The organism is Aquimarina addita (assembly GCF_039539305.1).
Taxonomy (GTDB): Bacteria; Bacteroidota; Bacteroidia; order Flavobacteriales; family Flavobacteriaceae; genus Aquimarina; species Aquimarina addita.
Genome location: NZ_BAABCW010000022.1, coordinates 25,773 through 44,766, shown reverse-complemented (window position 1 = coordinate 44,766; position 18,994 = coordinate 25,773). Strand labels below are relative to the sequence as shown.

The window sequence follows — 18,994 nt, the reverse complement described above, 5'->3', positions numbered from 1 at the left end:
ATTCATTTTAATAACTATTATGTCACTCTTTTCATCTTTTCTTGCCGAATCAAAAAATGGAGAGATCACGCATACTATTCTTAAAAATGCTTCTGTTTCATTATGCATAAAAAGAGAGGATCTTATCCATCGTGAGGTTTCTGGAAATAAGTTTAGAAAATTAAAATATAATATTAAGGAAGCTAAAAAACAGGGTTTTGATAGGATACTTACGTTTGGTGGAGCATATAGTAATCATATTGCTGCTACTGCTGCTGCCGGAAATATAGTAGGATTACAAACAATTGGTATCATTAGAGGAGATGAGTTAGGTAATGATATTGCTAAAACATTGGAAAGTAATGATACGTTGCGTTTAGCATCAGATAATGGTATGCAATTTAAGTTTGTAACCAGAACTCAATATCGTGAAAAAAATTCTCAATCATTCTTAAGTAGGTTAAAAAACGAATTTGGATCATTTTACTGTATCCCCGAAGGAGGAACAAATAAATTAGCAGTCAGAGGGTGTGGAGAAATTCTGACTACTACAGATATGGATTTTGATATTATTTGTTGCCCGGTTGGTACTGGAGGTACGATCGCTGGTATTATTAATAGTAGTTATAAGAATCAAAAAATTCTAGGTTTTCCAGCTTTAAAAGGAGGTTTTCTTTCCAAAGAAATAGTACAGTATACTAAGAATTTAAATTGGGAGTTAATAGAGAATTATAATTTTGGTGGATATGGTAAAATAAATCAGGAACTAATAGAGTTTATAAATACATTTAGGGATGAACACAATATTATATTAGATCCTGTGTATACGGGAAAGATGATGTATGGTGTTTTTGATATGATCAGGAATGGATATTTTATGAAAAATACTCGTATTTTAGCCATTCATACCGGAGGACTACAGGGTATTACAGGGATGAATAGGAGGTTACTAAAACAAAAACTCCCCCTTATAAAGATTTGATATGAGCATGAATAAAATAATGTTATTAATTTGTATTTCCGCAGTTTTTATTTCTTGTGGAGGAAGTAAAAAGATTGTAAATAATACACCAAAAACACAAACATCTACTCCAAAACGGACTATTGTAGAGAAGGAGGTGAAAACAATAAAGACCCCTAAAGAAACAACCAATAAATTACCTGTTACAGCTCCATATGCAGAGAGGGTTCAGAATTATATTTATGAATATGCTCCAATCGCAAAGAATGAAATGAATACATATGGAATTCCTGCTAGTATTACCTTAGCACAAGGGATTTTAGAATCAGGTGCAGGATATGGAGAGCTTACAAGTAAAGCGAATAACCATTTTGGTATCAAGTGTCATAATTGGACCGGAGAAAAGGTATATCATGATGATGATCTTGCACAAGAATGTTTTAGAAAATACGACAAAGCAAGTCACTCTTTTAGAGATCATTCATTATTTCTTGCTAATAGAAAGCGATATGCTAAACTTTTTACGTACAAAAAAAGTGATTATAAATCCTGGGCACGTGGATTGCGTGCTGCCGGGTATGCTACTGATAAAAAATATCCCGAAAAACTGATTAGTATCATTGAGCGATATCAACTATACTCTTATGATAAAGAAGTTTTAAAAGGAGATTATCAAGAAGAATTAGAAGAAAGACCCATAGTGTCTAAGTCAGAAGATATAGTCGTAGTATCTTCTGAAAAGTTACCGCCTTTGGAACCTGTTAAAACAGAAGATGTTGGCCATGTAGTGAAGAAAGGTGATACACTGTATTCTATTTCAAAACGCTATCGTATTCAGGTTTCAGAACTTAAAACATATAATAATTTAACAGATAATAAGATTGTTATTGGTCAGGTATTAAGAGTAACCCCTGATGATGATATTGAAGAATTTTAATTTTGTATGATATATAAAAGAAGTAGTGCGTTATTTGAAGAAGCACAAAAAGTAATTCCGGGAGGTGTTAATTCTCCTGTTCGCGCATTTAAGGCAGTTGGCGGAGATCCGATATTTGTAAAAGAAGCTAAAGGGGCATATTTATATGATGAGGATGGCAATCGATTGATTGATTATATTAATTCATGGGGTCCTATGATCTTGGGTCATGCGTTTCCTCCAGTTGTAAATGCAGTTATAGAAAAGGCAAAAAAAGGAACCAGTTTTGGTATGCCCACAGAGATAGAAACGCAGATTGCAGCGTTGGCTATTTCTATGGTGCCTAATATAGATAAAATACGATTTGTAAATTCTGGTACAGAAGCATGTATGAGTGCTGTTAGGCTAGCACGTGGATTTACCAAGAAAGATAAGATTATTAAATTCGTAGGATGTTATCACGGACATAGTGATTCCTTTTTGATACAGGCTGGTAGTGGAGCAGTAACTTTTGGGAGTCCTAATAGTCCCGGAGTTACAACAGGTACTGCAAAGGATACCTTATTGGCAGTCTATAATGATTTAGCTCAGGTGAAACAATTGGTAGAAGCTAATAAGGGAGAAATCGCTTGCATTATTATCGAACCAGTAGCTGGTAATATGGGATGTATACCCCCTGTAGCTGGTTTTCTGGAGGGCTTACGTACATTATGTGATGCTCACGGGATATTACTTGTGTTTGATGAGGTAATGACCGGATTTAGATTAGCAAAAGGTGGTGTGCAGGAATTATTAGGAGTTGCTGCAGATATCATTACTTTTGGTAAGGTAATAGGTGGTGGTCTTCCTGTAGGTGCCTTTGCTGCACGATCTGAAATTATGGATCATCTGGCACCTCTGGGTCCGGTATATCAGGCAGGAACCTTAAGTGGTAATCCATTAGCGATGGCTGCAGGATTAGCAATGCTTACAGAATTAAATGAGAATCCAGAGATCTTTTCAAGTATCCAAAAGAAAACTAAATATTTACATGAAGGAATGTCAAGGGTATTGACTGAAAATAATGTGAAGCATACCATTAATAGGTTGGGGTCTATGATCTCGGTACATTTTTCTGAAGATCCTGTAATAGATTTTGAAAGTGCTGCAAAGGGTAATAATGAAAGATTTAAAAAATTCTTTCATGGAATGCTGTCCAGAGGAATATATATTGCCCCCAGTGCTTTTGAGACTTGGTTTATTACAGATGCTTTAACCTATAAAGATTTGGACATTACTATAGAAGCAGTATCAGCAATAGCTAAAAATTTATAAAATTTGAATACAAGATTGGAGTAGTATATCTGATTAACTATTTATACCGATGAATCCTATGAAAATCTTTACGTTTAATTACTTGTCGAGGATTATAGTATATCTTTTTTTTACTATTGTAATATTTTTTATAGGCGTAGTGACAGAACCAGATACGCTGAGCTATGTTGGGCTGTCTGTTATCACACCTCCTGGATATGGGACTTTTTTGTTTGTTTTTAGAAAAGTGTTTGGAGAAGAAAATTATTTCACTTATGTACTAGTTGCGCAGGGTTTTATATGCTTTTTGTCTTGTTGGTATTTTAGTAAGGTGTTAGACGAAAATTTTAGAATCAATAAAAGATTATTGGTTCTGGTAGATATCATTTTATTAGCTCCCATTCTTATTCCAGAATATTTAATTGTAAATAGAATAGTTACACAAGGATTGGCATATCCACTTTTCTTAGTAGTGATTGCTTTTTTTATTCAAGGTGTTTTTAAGAAAAAGAAAGCCTTTTTTATCTTATTTATTCTTGCATTGGTTACAATTATATTAGTAAGAACGCAATTCTTATTTGCACTCCCGGTCTTTTTATTGGTATTAGGATATTTTTGGATTATGACTAAAAAGCATAAGCTATTTGGTTTTCTTGTTTTGGCAATTATGATAGTGCCTTTAGTTGTTTCTTTTACCCAGAAATCATTTAATTATTTAGTACATGATCGGTATGTCAATATTTCCAGTACAGGACTTCAGGTAATGATTATGCCTTTATTTGTGGCAGACGCAGATGATTATAAGTTGTATAAGGATACAAAAACTCAGAATTATTATCAATATGTGTATCAGGAGGCGGTGAATATGCAATTGCTGGATGATTTTTATATTCCTTCTAATGATAATGTATTTCATGCATTTGATTATAATTATATTTTTATCTCTTACGAGATACTTTCTAAAAAAGGAAGAGTATACTTATTTCCTGATGATCCTGATTCTATAGATTCATTAATAAAGAATGATAAATTTCTAATGACCATGTGGATGCCATTATTATTAGATAATTTTTGGAAATGTGTAGACCTATATTACAAAAATGTAGAGCATGCTTTCGGAGGTTTTTATATGATCTGGCTTTGTTTATTAGTACTGCTGTTTTCGATGTATATATGGAGGAAGTATAACAATAACCTTGCTCTTTTTTCTTGTTTTTTGATGTTGTTGACTTTTAGCAATATATTGATCATTTGCCTGGTGCAGCATAGCATAGGTCGGTATTTAATTTATCATCAATGGATGTTACCCATCTTGTTGGTTTTATGGTTTAATGAACAATTTGTAAAATTGAAGTATTGATTTTCTGATTGGAGTGATCTTAATCAGATATAGTAAAAGCTTTAGATTGATTTACAACTTGTAATGTTGTTTCATATAAATTAGCATTTAGTACTCGAGCCTTTAACCATGCGTAGAAACTCATCACAAAAATATCTTCTTGCTCTGGACTATTAACCTCTAGTGATGTTAGAATTTTTTCCATAAACGACGCTGTGTTTAATGTATGGGTATTGTAGTAGTACTTAGTGGCTAATGATAGGAAATCAAGTACACGATGTTCATTGTTATTTTTTAAATAAGTCCCATGTTTTTTTCTAAAGCTTTTTAGTCTCGATTCTACCAGATCCATATGATCAAGTTCCATATACAATAAAATCTCTGTTAGGTTTTTTTTGATGACCCATATAATCCCTGCATTTTCCGCATACCAATTATCGCTATGCTGTGATTCTTTAAAAAGGCTCAAAGCTTCTTTATATCTTGCTTGTTGAAAATAGAACACAACCAAGCTAAGTTTAAGATCTAAGATATAACCTACCTGATGTCTGTATTTGTAGTAATCAAATTGTTCCAGGGCTTTTATGGCATCTGCTGCTTTACCACTATAGTTAAGGTTCAGAATTTTTAATAAAAGTAATTGTGGAAAGAATCTTTTGTGATACTTGTCTTTTTGCGCGTGCATTTGTTTCTCCATACGGTCCAGATACCATTGGGATGTTTTAAAGTTTTTATTCCGGAAATAAGAATTTGCAACATAGTATATAATCTGGATTTGATAAAAAAGGTGCTTTTCTGTATGTCGTTCTTTTGCTTCTAATTGTTTGTTTACCTTTTCAATAAAAGGAAGTATCGAATAAAAATTCTGCGTTACATTAGCGGCTTGATTATTAATTTCTAATATTTTATAAAGAGATCTGAAGGTGAGACCAGTATTAACGGATATATCAAACCTTGATAGGGATTCTTGTATAGTCTGGGTGATATCAGCTTTTTTATAAGTCAGTTTATCCTGAATATTTGCATAAAATAAATTTAGATTTTCTTCCTGTTGAAATGCTTTTTTATTAATTCTAAAATCCTGGATTAGACTATCCAGAGAAGTTTTTTGATCCAGATGTGCATATTGAATACGTGTATAATAAATTTCGTTTAATATTCCGAAAAACTCATCATTCTTAGCTCTTGATTCTGCTTTCTTTAAAGTTTTAAACGCAATCTTATATTGTTTCTGTTCAAAGAAAATTCTACTTGCCAGAAGAAGTTTAAGAATTTCCATTTCTTCTGATTTCTCCCCATCAAAACTTTTTGTAGCAATAAAATCAATCAAGCTATCAGACAATCGCTTACAAAGAGCATGAAAAGCACCCTTGGATTTTTTTCCATAGATTAATATATCAATGTTCTTTCTTTCTGGGTGTGTCTCTAATAACTTAAATAATTGAATGTTTTTAGTATCTCTCCTTTTGTTCTTTTGCTTTAATTGGGAGATAAAACTTTTTTTTTCTTCATCGGATAATGTAGCAATCATGTGAGATATTGTATTCATTATATCATAAGTTATTTATCATAAAAGTACTGTAAATATTAGAATAAACTAATTTTTAAATATTTTATATCGTAAGTTTTTTATAAAAAATGAATTTGTATGCTGAAATAATCGATGCAAATTTGTCCTGTTCAAACGAACGAGTTCAATAATTAATTAATCATCAAAAACAATTATTATGGAATATAAATTTAGTAATGAAGTAAACGAAGAGGTGAGTAAAGACCTTGCCATTGATAAAGAAAAAAAAGTATATGATCAAAAGCCTACTCCCGCTTTTATAGGAGCTTCTTGGGTAGCCTTATTTGCGGGAATGGTATCTTTTTGTGCGGGATTATGGAATGCAGAAATGATGCTAAATGAAAAAGGATATTATTTTACAATTCTTCTATTTGGTTTATTTGCTGCAGTATCTGTACAAAAAAATGTAAGAGATAAATTAGAAGGACTTAAGGTAACAGAAATTTATTATGGGATCAGTTGGTTTGCAGCATTGGCATCTGTTGTTTTATTAGTTATTGGATTATGGAATGCAGAATTGGGACTGAGTGAGAAAGGGTTTTATGGGATGTCTTTTACGCTTAGTTTATTCTCAGCGATTGCTGTACAAAAAAATACCAGAGATAAAAACTTTATTGAAAGTAAAGAAGAGGAATAATCAGAAGAAGGGGCTATCATAAATAGCCTCTTGTTTTGATGATTAGAGAAAGCAGCTGTAGTTGCAGCTGCTTTTTTATAAATCAATAAATAATCAAAATTTACGATAATCAATATAAAAATTTATAAATGAAAAATTTATTATTCATATTAAATGCTATCTTCTTGATAGTTGTTTTATTTTTTCAATCCAAATCGTATTTCGATCATGTCAATAGGACGGAGGCTATAACCGGTTATATGTGGCAATTTGCTCTAGGAATTGTTCAGCTACTTACAGGAATATGTTTTTTTATTTACTGGAAAAAACATCATACTGTTGTAAGAAAAGGGTTAATTATTTATTGGAGTGTTGTAGCCCTATACGTTTTAGTAACGTGGATAGTTTTAAACGGAGATTATTTTTCAATAAACAATATAGAAACAATACTAATGAAAAGTGTTCCTCTTTGTATTGCAATCTATTTTGTAGGGATCACTTATTTGAACCGTACTTATAAAAGAACTTTTTCTTTGAGTAATTAAATGTATTATCTGTACAAAAAGAAATTCATTAAAACATATTATTGCAGGAATTGGATTTTACGTTGTATTGAATGCTTTTAAAAAAAAGAGTTTAATTATAGAAACACTAAAAAAGTAGCAATCAGTTATTTTTTGATTGGGTATAAAAAATATTATTATGAGTTCAAAATTTACTAAAGAATTAGAAAACTTGGTTAAAGACCAGGTTATTTCCTCTGAGATTTCAGAGAAAATATCGCAATATTATAGAGATAAAAATACTTCAGGAACCAATAGGCTCTTTATTATTTTTGGAATTTTTGGAGGATTACTGATTGGGTCTGGTATTATTTTAATGCTGGCACATAATTGGGATCATTTTTCGAGAACAACAAAAACAATTTTAGCATTTGTCCCATTACTAATTGGGCAGTTTTTTGCTGGTTTTTCGATTTTAAAAAATAAAAGTAAAGCATGGAAAGAAGCTTCAGGAACTTTTTTGTTTTTTGTAGTAGGAGCTAGTATCGCTTTAGTGAGTCAGATTTACAATATTATAGGGGATCTGGATTCTTTTTTGCTCACGTGGATTGTATTGTGTTTGCCTCTTATATATTTATTAAGATCTCATGCTGTGGCATTACTTATTCTTATTTTAAGTACTAATTATGCGACAACAGTTGGATATTGGAATTATCGTAATGATAAAATCCCCTGGGCTTATTTGGCGTTGTTTTTTGCTGTCTTACCTCATTATTGGATGCAGTTAAAAAATAACAGTTCAAGTAATGTGGTCTCTATTTTTAATTGGTTGTTACCTATCAGTTTAATCATAACATTAGGGACTTTTATAGAAAGCAATGAGGTATTGGGATTTGTTATGTATGTTGGCTTATTTGGGTTGTTTTATACAATAGGCAGATTGCCGGTTTTTAATACAACAAGAACATTGAGAAATGGTCTTTTGGTGTTAGGTTCACTGGGTGTAGTATTGCTATGTATGACATTTACATTTAGATGGTATTGGGAGGAACTTACAGAATGGCAATATGATTCTTTGGAGTTTTATGTGATTTGTATACTTGGAGTTTTTAATAGTCTCCTGATAGGGTATAATATCTTTAAAACCAGCATTAAATCGGTCAATTTATTTCAGTTTTCATACCTCATATTTGGAATACTGTTCTTTCTTTTTGCAGATAGAGTAATAGTGTCTGTAACTCTTATGAATATACTCGTATTTGCTTTAGGTATTAGTGTTATTAAAATAGGTACTGATACTTTTAATTTTGGAATTCTTAATTATGGACTACTCATCATTTCTGTATTGATTATCTGTAGGTTTTTTGATACTGATATGAGTTTTGTAGTACGAGGAATATTATTTGTAGTTGTAGGAACAGGTTTTTTTATAACTAATTATATGATGTTAAAAAGACAAAAAAATAAAAACTAAAGAGATGAAAACGACTTATATATTTGTGTTATTTGTAGTAGTAGCACTTGTTCAGATTTTTGTGCCTGCCCAAATGGTTAAGGATAGCGAAGATACATTATCGTTAGGAACCAAGTATCATTTTAAAACCAGACCTATTGATCCTACAGATCCATATAGAGGTAAGTATATAACATTAGATTTTGATATAAATTCATTTTCTACATCAGATTCTACATATGTAAGAGGGGATGATATCTATGTGTATTTGGAGAAAGATACTAAAGATTTTGCTACAGTAAAAAAGGTTAGTAAAGAGTTGTTAGATAATGAAAAAGAGTATGTAATAGCAAAAGTGACTGCGTCTTATCAGGATAGGGTCCGATTTCAATTGCCATTTAATAAATTTTATATGGAAGAAACCAAAGCATATGACGCAGAGCTGGCTTATACTGAGGCAGTAAGAGATAGTCTGCCTGATAATGTATATGCTTTAGTCTATATAAAAGAAGGGGAAGCTGTTTTAAAAGATGTCTTCATCAATGAAATCTCTATCCAGAAGTATGTAGAAAAGTGATTTTACACATAAATAAAAATTAATAATTAAACCTTTTGATATAATTACTGTCATAGTAGTGTAAACATTAAAAAGTAAGATTATGAAAACAATATTTAAAACAGTATTCGTGTTGGCATCTATTTTCACTTTTATGACAATACATACAACAACAGCGGCAACAGTTACTCCGGATATGGAGAACTCTTTGGAGATCAGAAATATTAATAAACCAAAACTTGTAGTTTATAAAAATAAAAGATATTACAGAAATAATGGAGTCTGGTATGTTTTGAGAAATAATAGATATGTAAGTATTGCTGCTCCGGTTGGGGTAAGGATAAATACGTTGCCAAGAGGCTATAAAGTAGTAAAAGTTAGAGGAGTACAATTATATAAATACAAGGGTGTATATTATAAGAGATCCGGAAGAAGTTATGTTATTGTGAATAGATAATTTTTCGTTAGATTAGTAGTTAGTTAATTGAAACTCCCTAATGCCAAAGCGCAATAGGGAGTTTTTTGTTTTTAATCTTTAGAATGTTGCTTAAGCTTACTAATTATCTTTTTAGGTAAGGAGTTAGTTTGCTTTTTTGTTGCCTTTACCTCCTTACCAGGCCTCTTCAATTTTTAAGCGTTCGCCGTTTTGATAAGAAGCGATAAATGCATTTCTAAAACCTAATCGAACAAGCTCTTTACGAAATTCTTTTGCTTCTGATAGGGATGCAAAATTACCTAAGGCATATTTGTTAAAATTCCCATCTTTAATTTCTTTAAAATTGACAAATTTATCAGAATACATGGATAAATCTTTTTTCTGAAAAGCTCCAACCTGTACCGCATAAATAATCTCATCAGATAAAGATGCTCTGTTTTGCTCAGCGAGTGCAGCCGATTCATTAATCTCCTGATTCATGGCCATAGTTTTAAGATCTTCCTCTAATGTGTTGATTTTATCTTGTAAAACTTTTTTCTGAGCATTGGCTTTGCTAATTTCAATCAAATTGTCAGACACATAAAAATTCATAAAGTAAATAGTTCCTGCAATTCCTATTAATGCAATGATCCCAAGGATAATGGTGGCGATTTTAAATTTCTTTGTATTTTCCTTTTCGTCTCTGATTTTTTTGGTGTGAGCATAGTCGGTTACTCGCTTTTCTTCTTTTGCGTCTTCAATTTGAACTTTATAATCTAACAGTTCTTCGTCACTAATATGTGGCATGGCGTTTAGTTTTAATGCATTCAAATATAAGGGATTATTGTTTTTCTCAAAAAGAATTACAGATTAACCTTAAAGAAGTTACGGAGTATTAATCATAATTCCCTTAATATACTAATGAATTGAACAGTATCTGTAAGGATAGTAAATACTTTAGAATCTATATATACGATTAACGTATTTACAATTGCGGTATAATTAGTTTAAAAAATAGCTTAGAATTTTTTGTTTAGTATTCAATAGGAAAGCTTTTTCTTACAATGTAAGAAAAATGAAAATTTATGTATTGGTTTCTATAATGAAAAGTTGAAGAAAGATACTGTGGTTTTCATATGACGAGATTATAAAATTTTGATAAACAATGTTTTTATTTAGTGAAAATACTGTTAACGATTATTTTAGTATTCTAACGAATAGTTAATATAAGCAAAAATAAAATTGGTCAACCAAACGTTGTATGTTTTTTATCATTTGTAAAAAGATATCTTACCTCTTTCCTCCCCCCAATGTGTAAGATGTCCTTTAAGGGCTTAACCAACTAACCATGAACTCAAAAAACACTCTTTTACCTACGTCATTTTTCTTTTTGCTATTTTTTTGTCAGAGTTTATTTTCGCAATCTGTTCAATTAACAATTAAGGACGGTGCAATTCCTGCGCTTTGCTCAGGGAGTCCGATTCAAATTCAGGCAGAAGTAATGAATCCTCAATCCGGAAGAACATACACATATAATTGGACGAATACCACCAATAGTCAATTTATAAAAAGTGCTGTTGGTGATGAAGGTACTTATGTCATCTTAATAGACGAATATGCGCTTACTCAAACATCTATGATTCAGGTTGAAGTGTTTGGAGGAGATGCTACTTTAGTACAAACCATTGAAATAGTCGTCGAAAACTCTCCTAATCCTGGTTTTTCATCTGATCTTTTATTATGTAATAAAACTGGTACAATTAATTTATTTGATTCGCTGAAAGGAGTCGATATTGATGATACAGGAACTTGGTCTCCTCCATTAGCAAATGGTCATCTTGGTACTTTTGTAGTAGGGACAGATGCTGTAGGTGAATATAAATATCTTGTGACAGGAAATGCTCCTTGTAATGATGGAGAAGCAATTATCGAGGTAAAAGAATGCTTTGATAATGATTTTGATAACGATGGGGTTGATAATGACAGAGATCTGGATGATGACAATGATGGGATTTTAGATAGTGATGAAAATGACAGTTGTGCACCCAGTGATTTAACAGAATCAAGACCGGTCAAGGACATACATTTTGGAACAGGGAATACTTTTATTGCAGATGAGAATATTATAGGGCATAATTTTATCACTTCCTGGCCTGATGACGGACAATATACAGTAGCGAACTCATTAACAATTTTTAATTCTGATAGTTTTGATATTTGGTTTATGGCTACCGATATTAATCCAACACCACATATTGATGGAGCAGGTACTAATGAAGGAAGATATCTGGCCGTCAATATTAAAGATAATTTTATTGATGAAGTATTATATGAACTTACTGATATTCCTATTGTTGGTAATATACCGTATAATTTTAGGATTGATATTGCAGGTTTATGCGATAGACCAGGGGTTGGAGCCGGTTTTTGTGAGTTTGCTCCAAAATTAGATTTACAGATCATTGATCAGAATGCTCCATTAGGATCACCTCCTATCTTCGAGACCACATCTGATATCATTGGTGTTGCTAATGATGATATATGGAGAAGACTAGAACTACCATTAACGGTAACTGCAAATACGTTATTAACTTTAAGAATTACTAATCAACAGGTAGGTGGAGCCACCAATACGGGAAATGATATCGGAATTGATAATATTCGATTTGCACCTTTAGAATGTGATTTTGATAAAGATTTAGTGCCTAACTATCTGGATCTGGATAGCGATAACGATGGTATTTATGATATTGTAGAAGCAGGATATGGTCATCTGGATGTGGATGGAGATGGTATGGTTGATGGAGCTTTAGTTAGAGATGTAGATGCTAATGGGGTACCACGTGCAGCAGCTGGTGGGTTAACACCTTTAACAACAACTACCGGCATACCTGATTATTTAAATCTGGATAGTGATAATGATTTATGTAGTGATGCTAATGAGGCTTATTTTGCAACAGATGCGGATGGAGGGGATACAGGTGTTTATGGCGAGGATCCAATTGATTTCTCAACGATTGTTAATCAAAATGGATTAGTAATCACTGCACCTTATACACCACCTGCAGATAGTGATATGAATATGGTAGATGACTATATAGAGTCAGGACCGGATCAGAATACAAATGGTACTTCGGATGCCTGTGATGCTGCTCAGGATTTGGATAGTGATGATGATGGTATTTTAGATAGTATAGAGTGTCCTCTGGCAACAGCGAGAGATTCTGATCAGGATGGTATTTTAGACTGTTTTGATTTAGATAGTGATAACGATGGTATCTATGATGTAGTAGAGGTAGGTCATAGCGATCTGGATCTTGATAATGATGGAATAGTAGATGGTGCTGTCTCTGTAGACGGAATTCCAATAGCTGCGGGTGGAGGGTTTGATGTGATTGATACAGATGCTGATTTATTGCCTGATTATATAGATATTGATGCTGATGCTGATGGAATTCAGGATATTATAGAAGGTCAATCTACAAATGGATATATCCCTCCAAGTGGTGTTGATTCTGATATGAATGGTGTAGACGATATATATCAGGGAGCTTCTGCTATCGAACCTGTAGATACTGATGCAGATGGTAGCCCTGATTATATAGACAATAACTCAGATAATGACTGTTTCAGTGATACTATAGAAGCTTATGATATTAATCAGGATGGTATAGCAGATATAGAAGTAATTACAGCAATGGATACAGATAATGATGGATTAGATGAGGTATTCGATCGTATTACACTTACTATGACTACTGCTAAAACAAATCCTATTGACGGAGGAGAACTACCCACGGATTTACCGGATAACCAAAATCCCGGTGTGGATGTTGATTTTAGGGAAGAATATCTACAAATTACAGAGCCTCTGCTAACTATGGATATCTGTGAGGGCGATGTAATCACTATTAATTTATTTGATCAATTTAGTCTAGTAAATAATACACAAGGCGTATGGACCGGACCAAGTGGATTAACTAATGGTTCTTTAGGAACCTTTGATCCTTCTTTACACCTAGAAGGTTTGTATACCTATACCTTACCTGCCTTAGGAAGTTGTCCGGCTGGTATAGCAGAAGTTATGGTCAATTTGATACCTGCTCTAGAAACGCAAGAATTAACGTTAGCCTTATCTAATGGGACATTTGCAGAAAATAATAATATTATAGCTACTGTAGATGGTTCTGGAGCATATGAATATAGCTTAGATGGAGGTGTTTTTCAGGAAAATAATGTTTTTGCAGATGTTTCGCTGGGTCTACATACAGTTACTGTATCTGATATATATGGGTGTAGTTCTATATCAAAAGAAATATTTGTCATTGGTTTTCCTAAATTCTTTACTCCAAACAATGATGGTGCTAATGATTTCTGGAATGTTATTGCTGATGAGGAGTTACCAGATATGTCTATATTTTTATTTGATAAATATGGAAAACTTCTTGCGCAATTATCACCAGACGGCAAGGGGTGGGATGGTACTTATAATGGGAGAGACCTACCATCATCTGATTATTGGTTTGCTGCTACACTAGAAGATGGCTCTGAGGCATATAGAGGTCATTTTAGTCTTGTACGATAATATATCACGATATCTTATTCAACAAAAAAAATTAAAACTTATGAATTTTAAAAACGCCTTTATTATTGTGTTTGTGGTCATATTCACTAAAATGACAATGGCACAAGAAGGCTTGCCTGTATATTCAGATTATCTAACAGATAATTATTATTTATTACATCCATCAATGGCAGGAGCTTCTAATTGCTCTCAAATAAGAATTACAGGTCGCAGGAATTGGGTAGGTCAGGAAGATGCTCCGGGTCTTTTTACAGCAGCATATAATACGAGAGTAGGAGATCAATCCGGAATTGGAGCAATTCTATATAATGATAAAAATGGTTATTATTCGCAAACAGGAGGTTACGCTACGTATGCGCATCATCTTATGTTTTCCAGAAGTGAATCTGATTTAAATCAATTGTCTTTTGGACTGAGTGCAGGTGTGATTCAATATCGCTTAGACCAAAGTACTTTTGTAGCAAATGGAGATGCTTTGATCTCTTCCAGAGCTGTAAGTTCCAGTGAATTTAATATGGATATAGGTCTTTCTTATAATTTGTATAATTTTTATACCCATGTTACTTTAAAGAATTTACTTGATAACTCAGGAGTTAATAGTGATTTACAAGCAAGTACAAATCTTAGAAATCTACTGGTTTCTCTAGGTTATGTAATTGCCAGACCAGGAAAAACCTGGTCTTTTGAACCATCAATTTTGTACTCATACAGAGAAGGGATTAAGCAATCTAATGTGGATTTCAATTTAAAAGCTTATGGTACTATGAAGTTTGGAAAATTATGGGGAGGAGTATCATATAGAACAAGTCTGGATGCGATTGAATTTGTGGATGGTACAGAGTCAAAAAGTCAGAATCTGAATTATATTACACCTTTTATGGGAGTTAATTTTGGAAAATATATGGTGGCTTATACTTATTCATATCAATCAAACCCTGTGACTTTTAACAATGGTGGTTTTCATCAGATAACATTAGGAATTGATTTTGGATGTAGAGAAAAGAAATATGAGTGCTATTGTCCATGGGTAGAATAACTAAATATATCCAATAACATTTGTTGATCAAACTAATTAATCAGTGTTATATACTTTTTATAGATGAGTGGATTTACAATTGAGAAAATGAATAATATTGAATACAACTCGGTTATTATTCATTTTTTGCCTCATACGCAGTAGTGAGGTCTTTACAAAAGTTTAACAGGCCTTCTTCTGTATTATGGTAGCTGTCATTTTTAACATTTTCTTTCACTTGCGGATAAGCTTCGGCTAACGTTTTAAGCTTTGCTTTAAATCCCAGAATATAATCCATAGATTGTGTAGATTTTCCTTTCTCTTTTCCAGCTGGTATTATAATGTGTTGATCATTTTCATAAAGATATAAACCTATAACATTCGATTCAAAAAGTATTTTACAAAGTTTTGGCTGAGATCGGGTTGTTGCAATAGCTCCTATATCTAATGATCCATCTACAGAGGTGTATTTATTTTTTAAGTCTTTAAATTTTACATTTTTGAAGTGTGCTCCATTTTCTATGATAACTTTTTTACATTCTGAAGCTTCTATAACTTTAGACCCAAAAGGTTTTCCATTTTCATCATATTTTACGATTTTTAATGTTTTCCCAATTCGAATAATTTCTTTTTGGTTAATCTCTACTGCAATGGTATCATCTTCTTGTGAGATTATATATGCTTTTCTTGTTTTGATAGGCGGCTGATATAAGGCTCGTCTGTTACTAACTCTATGAGTACTTTCTATAGGTATCTTGGGGTGTCTGGATCTTGTTTTATTAACCTCAAAATCGTTAAGTAAAACCCGTGAAATACTGTCAAGTTTTTGTCCATCCTCTATATTATATCCATTGTCGATTAGCTTTTTGGCATATTCTTGGGTTTTTTCTGGCATATCAAGGAAGTAATAAATTTTTGCATTGTTAAAATAACAGGCATATCTCATAGGCTTCATTTGATCATCTGGATAGCTAGCGGCTGTCTTATCAAAATACGTAATAATTTCCTGCGCATCTTCCTTGGTTCTATTCATGCTATATTTCATCTTTGCCAATGTTCTTTTTAACTTAGGCATTATTACTTCAAAATTTTTGTATTCAGGATTTCTTTTAGAGGCAGGGCGAAGAAAAATTTCAAACTTAGTAGTATAAGGTGCATAACCATAGGTACTACTGATCGTTTTATTAATGGTACTGGTTATGGTTTGATAATGTTGAGTGCGATAACGTTCTTGTATACTATTTCGATTACTGATGTAATGATTTAGCGCTTTATTACTGTTATCAAAAAGGGGGCTTTCATAAGTGCTTTCTTCTGTATAATTATTTTTAGTCGTCTCTGCAATACGCGTATCTTGAATTACTATAGAGGCAGATGAAGTATAATCCACACCATACCAGTAGGCATCTACTAGTTTTACCATTCCATAGGCATCTATTATCTCTATTTTACCATCTTTCTGTATATAAATTTCGCTGCTTTCCGGAGTATAAGGTTCATTAAAAATGAAATCAAAAGTTAAAGATCCATTTGAGGTTGTTTTAGAAAAACCATTAACTTTTATAGATTCATTGTTTGTAGCGTATGTTCTTTTGTTTTCATCAAGAATGGGATTCGTTGGTAATTTGATATAGTAAACACTTAAGTATTCTTCTACAAGTTTATTTTTCTGAGCAAACACTAATACGAAAGAGAAAAAGAAGAATACTGATATGTATTTTGATTTCATGATATATATATTAAAAAATAAAAAAAACGGTTTACCTAAAGCACACCGTTTATTTTAATTATTGTAGTAATATTTATTGTAAGTTATTCTGTAACTTCTACAATCAATTCGTTTGCTGTTTTAGTGACTTTGGTAAGTCCCAATTTAGACAACCCTTTCATCCCTTTGTCCCAGGCTTTATTACTTAACCCTGATGCGGTTTTAAGATCAGACAATACCATACTATTTTCTTTCTTAATAATGTCAAAAATCACTTTTTCATTATCATTAAGTTCAACAGCCTTTTTTTCTGGTCTCATCTGAGGGAAGAATAATACTTCTTGTATCGATTGATTATTAGTAAGGTACATAATAAGACGATCCATTCCAATTCCCATTCCAGAGGTAGGAGGCATACCATATTCTAATGCTCTGATAAAATCCTGATCAATAAACATAGCCTCATCATCTCCTTTTTTACCAAGTTTCAGTTGTTCTTCAAAACGCTCACGCTGATCAATAGGATCGTTGAGCTCAGAATATGCATTCGCAATCTCTTTACCGCAGACCATCAGTTCAAAACGCTCTGTAAGCTCAGGATTATCTCTATGCTCCTTGCATAAAGGACTCATCTCTTTAGGGTAATCAGTAATAAAAGTAGGCTGAATATAGTTTCCTTCACATTTTTCACCAAAGATTTCATCAATTAGTTTTCCTTTTCCCATGGTAGCATCAACCTCAATGCCCATACCTCTTGCGGCTTCTCTAATCTCATCCTCAGACTTGTTTGTAATATCAAAACCTGTAAAGTGTTTAATAGAATCAGTCATTGTTACACGGGCATAAGGAGCTTTAAAATTGATATGATGTTCTCCAAAGGTAGCATCTGTAGTATCATTTACTGCTATAGCACAATGTTCTACCAAATTTTCGGTAAATTCCATCATCCAGTTATAATCTTTATAAGCGACATAAATTTCCATGGCTGTAAATTCTGGATTATGTGTCCGGTCCATTCCTTCATTCCTGAAATTTTTGGAAAACTCATATACGCCATCAAAACCACCAACGATTAACCTTTTTAGATATAACTCATTTGCAATACGCATATATAAAGGTATATCCAATGAATTGTGATGTGTTATAAAAGGTCGTGCAGACGCACCTCCGGGAATTGGCTGAAGAATAGGAGTTTCTACTTCAAAATATCCTTTAGAATTAAAAAACTCGCGCATGGCATTAAAAAGTTTTGTTCTTTTCACAAAAACTTCTTTAACAAACGGGTTTACTACTAGATCCACATATCGCTGACGGTATCGTAATTCTGGGTCCGTAAACGCGTCATACACTTTTCCGTCTGCATCAGTTCTGGGTTGAGGTAGTGGTTTTAATGTTTTACTTAATAAAGTAAATTTTTTGACCATTACTGTTTTCTCTCCTACCTGAGTAGTAAATAACTCACCTTCTATACCTATAAAATCTCCTATGTCCAGTAGCTTTTTATACACTTCATTATACTGTGTTTTATCATCTCCCGTACAGATTTCATCTCTGTTAAAATAAACCTGTATACGACCATTAGCATCTTGTAGCTCTGCAAAAGAAGCTTTACCCTGAATCCTTCTGGACATTAATCTTCCTGCCAGCACTACCTTTTTTCCTTCTGTATACTGCTGTTTTATATCTGTTGATGTGTGGTCCACAGGAAATAATGCTGCTGGATATGGATTGATACCTAAATCACGAAGCGATTTTAATTTTTCTCTTCGTACCAATTCTTGTTCTGATAATTGCATAATGCTGCCGTTTTAAGCGTGCAAAGATACGAAGTCTGTAAGTATCTTTCAATTTGTGGAGTTGTTTTTCAATCGAAGCTAGGTTTGTAAGAAAAAACAGATGTATGGTCTAAAGTTTTGAATAAGTATCGAATTATATTTTTGAAATGATAATTCTAATTTCACAATTTAGCAGATATAAAACAAATACCTTTTTAATCAATAGAAATCCTAGATGCTCTATCTCGAGTGTAACTAATAGAATCAGAAATCAGGATATAATAGTTTTGTTTCCTGATTCTTGTAGCGA

14 protein-coding genes are annotated in these 18,994 nt (G+C 32.6%); 10 read left to right on the top strand and 4 right to left on the bottom strand.

Annotation, left to right across the window (positions count from 1 at the left end):
- Positions 1-19 precede the first annotated feature (19 nt).
- Genes ABD816_RS19050 through ABD816_RS19035 form a run of 4 tightly spaced genes read left to right on the top strand, consistent with a single transcriptional unit; the run spans position 20 to position 4,509 of the window.
- Positions 20-961, top strand: a complete 942-nt coding sequence (locus tag ABD816_RS19050; RefSeq protein ID WP_344930110.1) for a 1-aminocyclopropane-1-carboxylate deaminase/D-cysteine desulfhydrase — start codon at positions 20-22, stop codon at positions 959-961.
- A gap of 19 nt (positions 962-980) precedes the next feature.
- Entirely contained in the window at positions 981-1,877 is an 897-nt protein-coding gene (locus ABD816_RS19045; RefSeq protein ID WP_344930108.1) for a glucosaminidase domain-containing protein, read from the top strand.
- 6 nt (positions 1,878-1,883) lie between these two features.
- Positions 1,884-3,170, top strand: a complete 1,287-nt coding sequence (gene hemL / locus ABD816_RS19040; RefSeq protein WP_344930107.1) for a glutamate-1-semialdehyde 2,1-aminomutase — start codon at positions 1,884-1,886, stop codon at positions 3,168-3,170.
- A gap of 58 nt (positions 3,171-3,228) precedes the next feature.
- Complete coding sequence (locus tag ABD816_RS19035; protein WP_344930105.1) at positions 3,229-4,509, top strand: hypothetical protein; 1,281 nt, start codon at positions 3,229-3,231, stop codon at positions 4,507-4,509.
- A gap of 19 nt (positions 4,510-4,528) precedes the next feature.
- Here the strand turns inward: ABD816_RS19035 and ABD816_RS19030 are convergent, their stop codons facing one another.
- Positions 4,529-6,037: a hypothetical protein gene (locus tag ABD816_RS19030; RefSeq protein ID WP_344930103.1), complete on the bottom strand. Its 1,509-nt coding sequence runs from the start codon at positions 6,035-6,037 to the stop codon at positions 4,529-4,531.
- Positions 6,038-6,215: 178 nt separating this feature from the next.
- On the opposite strand from ABD816_RS19030, the gene yiaA reads away from it, so the two are divergent.
- The 4 genes from yiaA (at position 6,216) to ABD816_RS19010 (ending at position 9,643) form a co-directional block, all read left to right on the top strand.
- Positions 6,216-6,695 (top strand): inner membrane protein YiaA, encoded by a 480-nt coding sequence (gene yiaA / locus ABD816_RS19025; RefSeq protein ID WP_344930100.1) that lies wholly within the window; start codon positions 6,216-6,218, stop codon positions 6,693-6,695.
- A gap of 681 nt (positions 6,696-7,376) precedes the next feature.
- Positions 7,377-8,651, top strand: a complete 1,275-nt coding sequence (locus tag ABD816_RS19020) for a DUF2157 domain-containing protein (RefSeq protein WP_344930098.1) — start codon at positions 7,377-7,379, stop codon at positions 8,649-8,651.
- A 4-nt stretch (positions 8,652-8,655) separates the two neighbouring features.
- Complete coding sequence (locus tag ABD816_RS19015) at positions 8,656-9,207, top strand: GDYXXLXY domain-containing protein (protein WP_344930095.1); 552 nt, start codon at positions 8,656-8,658, stop codon at positions 9,205-9,207.
- An 82-nt stretch (positions 9,208-9,289) separates the two neighbouring features.
- Positions 9,290-9,643 (top strand): DUF6515 family protein, encoded by a 354-nt coding sequence (locus ABD816_RS19010; RefSeq protein ID WP_344930094.1) that lies wholly within the window; start codon positions 9,290-9,292, stop codon positions 9,641-9,643.
- A 153-nt stretch (positions 9,644-9,796) separates the two neighbouring features.
- On the opposite strand, the gene ABD816_RS19005 is transcribed toward ABD816_RS19010, so the two are convergent.
- Positions 9,797-10,432, bottom strand: a complete 636-nt coding sequence (locus ABD816_RS19005; RefSeq protein WP_344930092.1) for an SPOR domain-containing protein — start codon at positions 10,430-10,432, stop codon at positions 9,797-9,799.
- A 517-nt stretch (positions 10,433-10,949) separates the two neighbouring features.
- Here ABD816_RS19005 and ABD816_RS19000 point away from each other — a divergent pair.
- Both ABD816_RS19000 and ABD816_RS18995 read left to right on the top strand, forming a co-directional pair.
- A complete protein-coding gene (locus ABD816_RS19000) occupies positions 10,950-14,186 on the top strand; it encodes a T9SS type B sorting domain-containing protein (RefSeq protein ID WP_344930090.1) in 3,237 nt (1,078 codons plus the stop codon).
- 40 nt (positions 14,187-14,226) lie between these two features.
- Positions 14,227-15,222 (top strand): PorP/SprF family type IX secretion system membrane protein, encoded by a 996-nt coding sequence (locus tag ABD816_RS18995; RefSeq protein WP_344930088.1) that lies wholly within the window; start codon positions 14,227-14,229, stop codon positions 15,220-15,222.
- Between the two features lie 115 nt (positions 15,223-15,337).
- Here the strand turns inward: ABD816_RS18995 and ABD816_RS18990 are convergent, their stop codons facing one another.
- Positions 15,338-16,930: a hypothetical protein gene (locus ABD816_RS18990; protein ID WP_344930086.1), complete on the bottom strand. Its 1,593-nt coding sequence runs from the start codon at positions 16,928-16,930 to the stop codon at positions 15,338-15,340.
- An 83-nt stretch (positions 16,931-17,013) separates the two neighbouring features.
- The gene (gene lysS / locus ABD816_RS18985; RefSeq protein ID WP_344930084.1) at positions 17,014-18,705 is read right to left on the bottom strand and encodes a lysine--tRNA ligase; all 1,692 of its coding nucleotides are present in this window, start codon (positions 18,703-18,705) and stop codon (positions 17,014-17,016) included.
- Positions 18,706-18,994 lie beyond the last annotated feature (289 nt).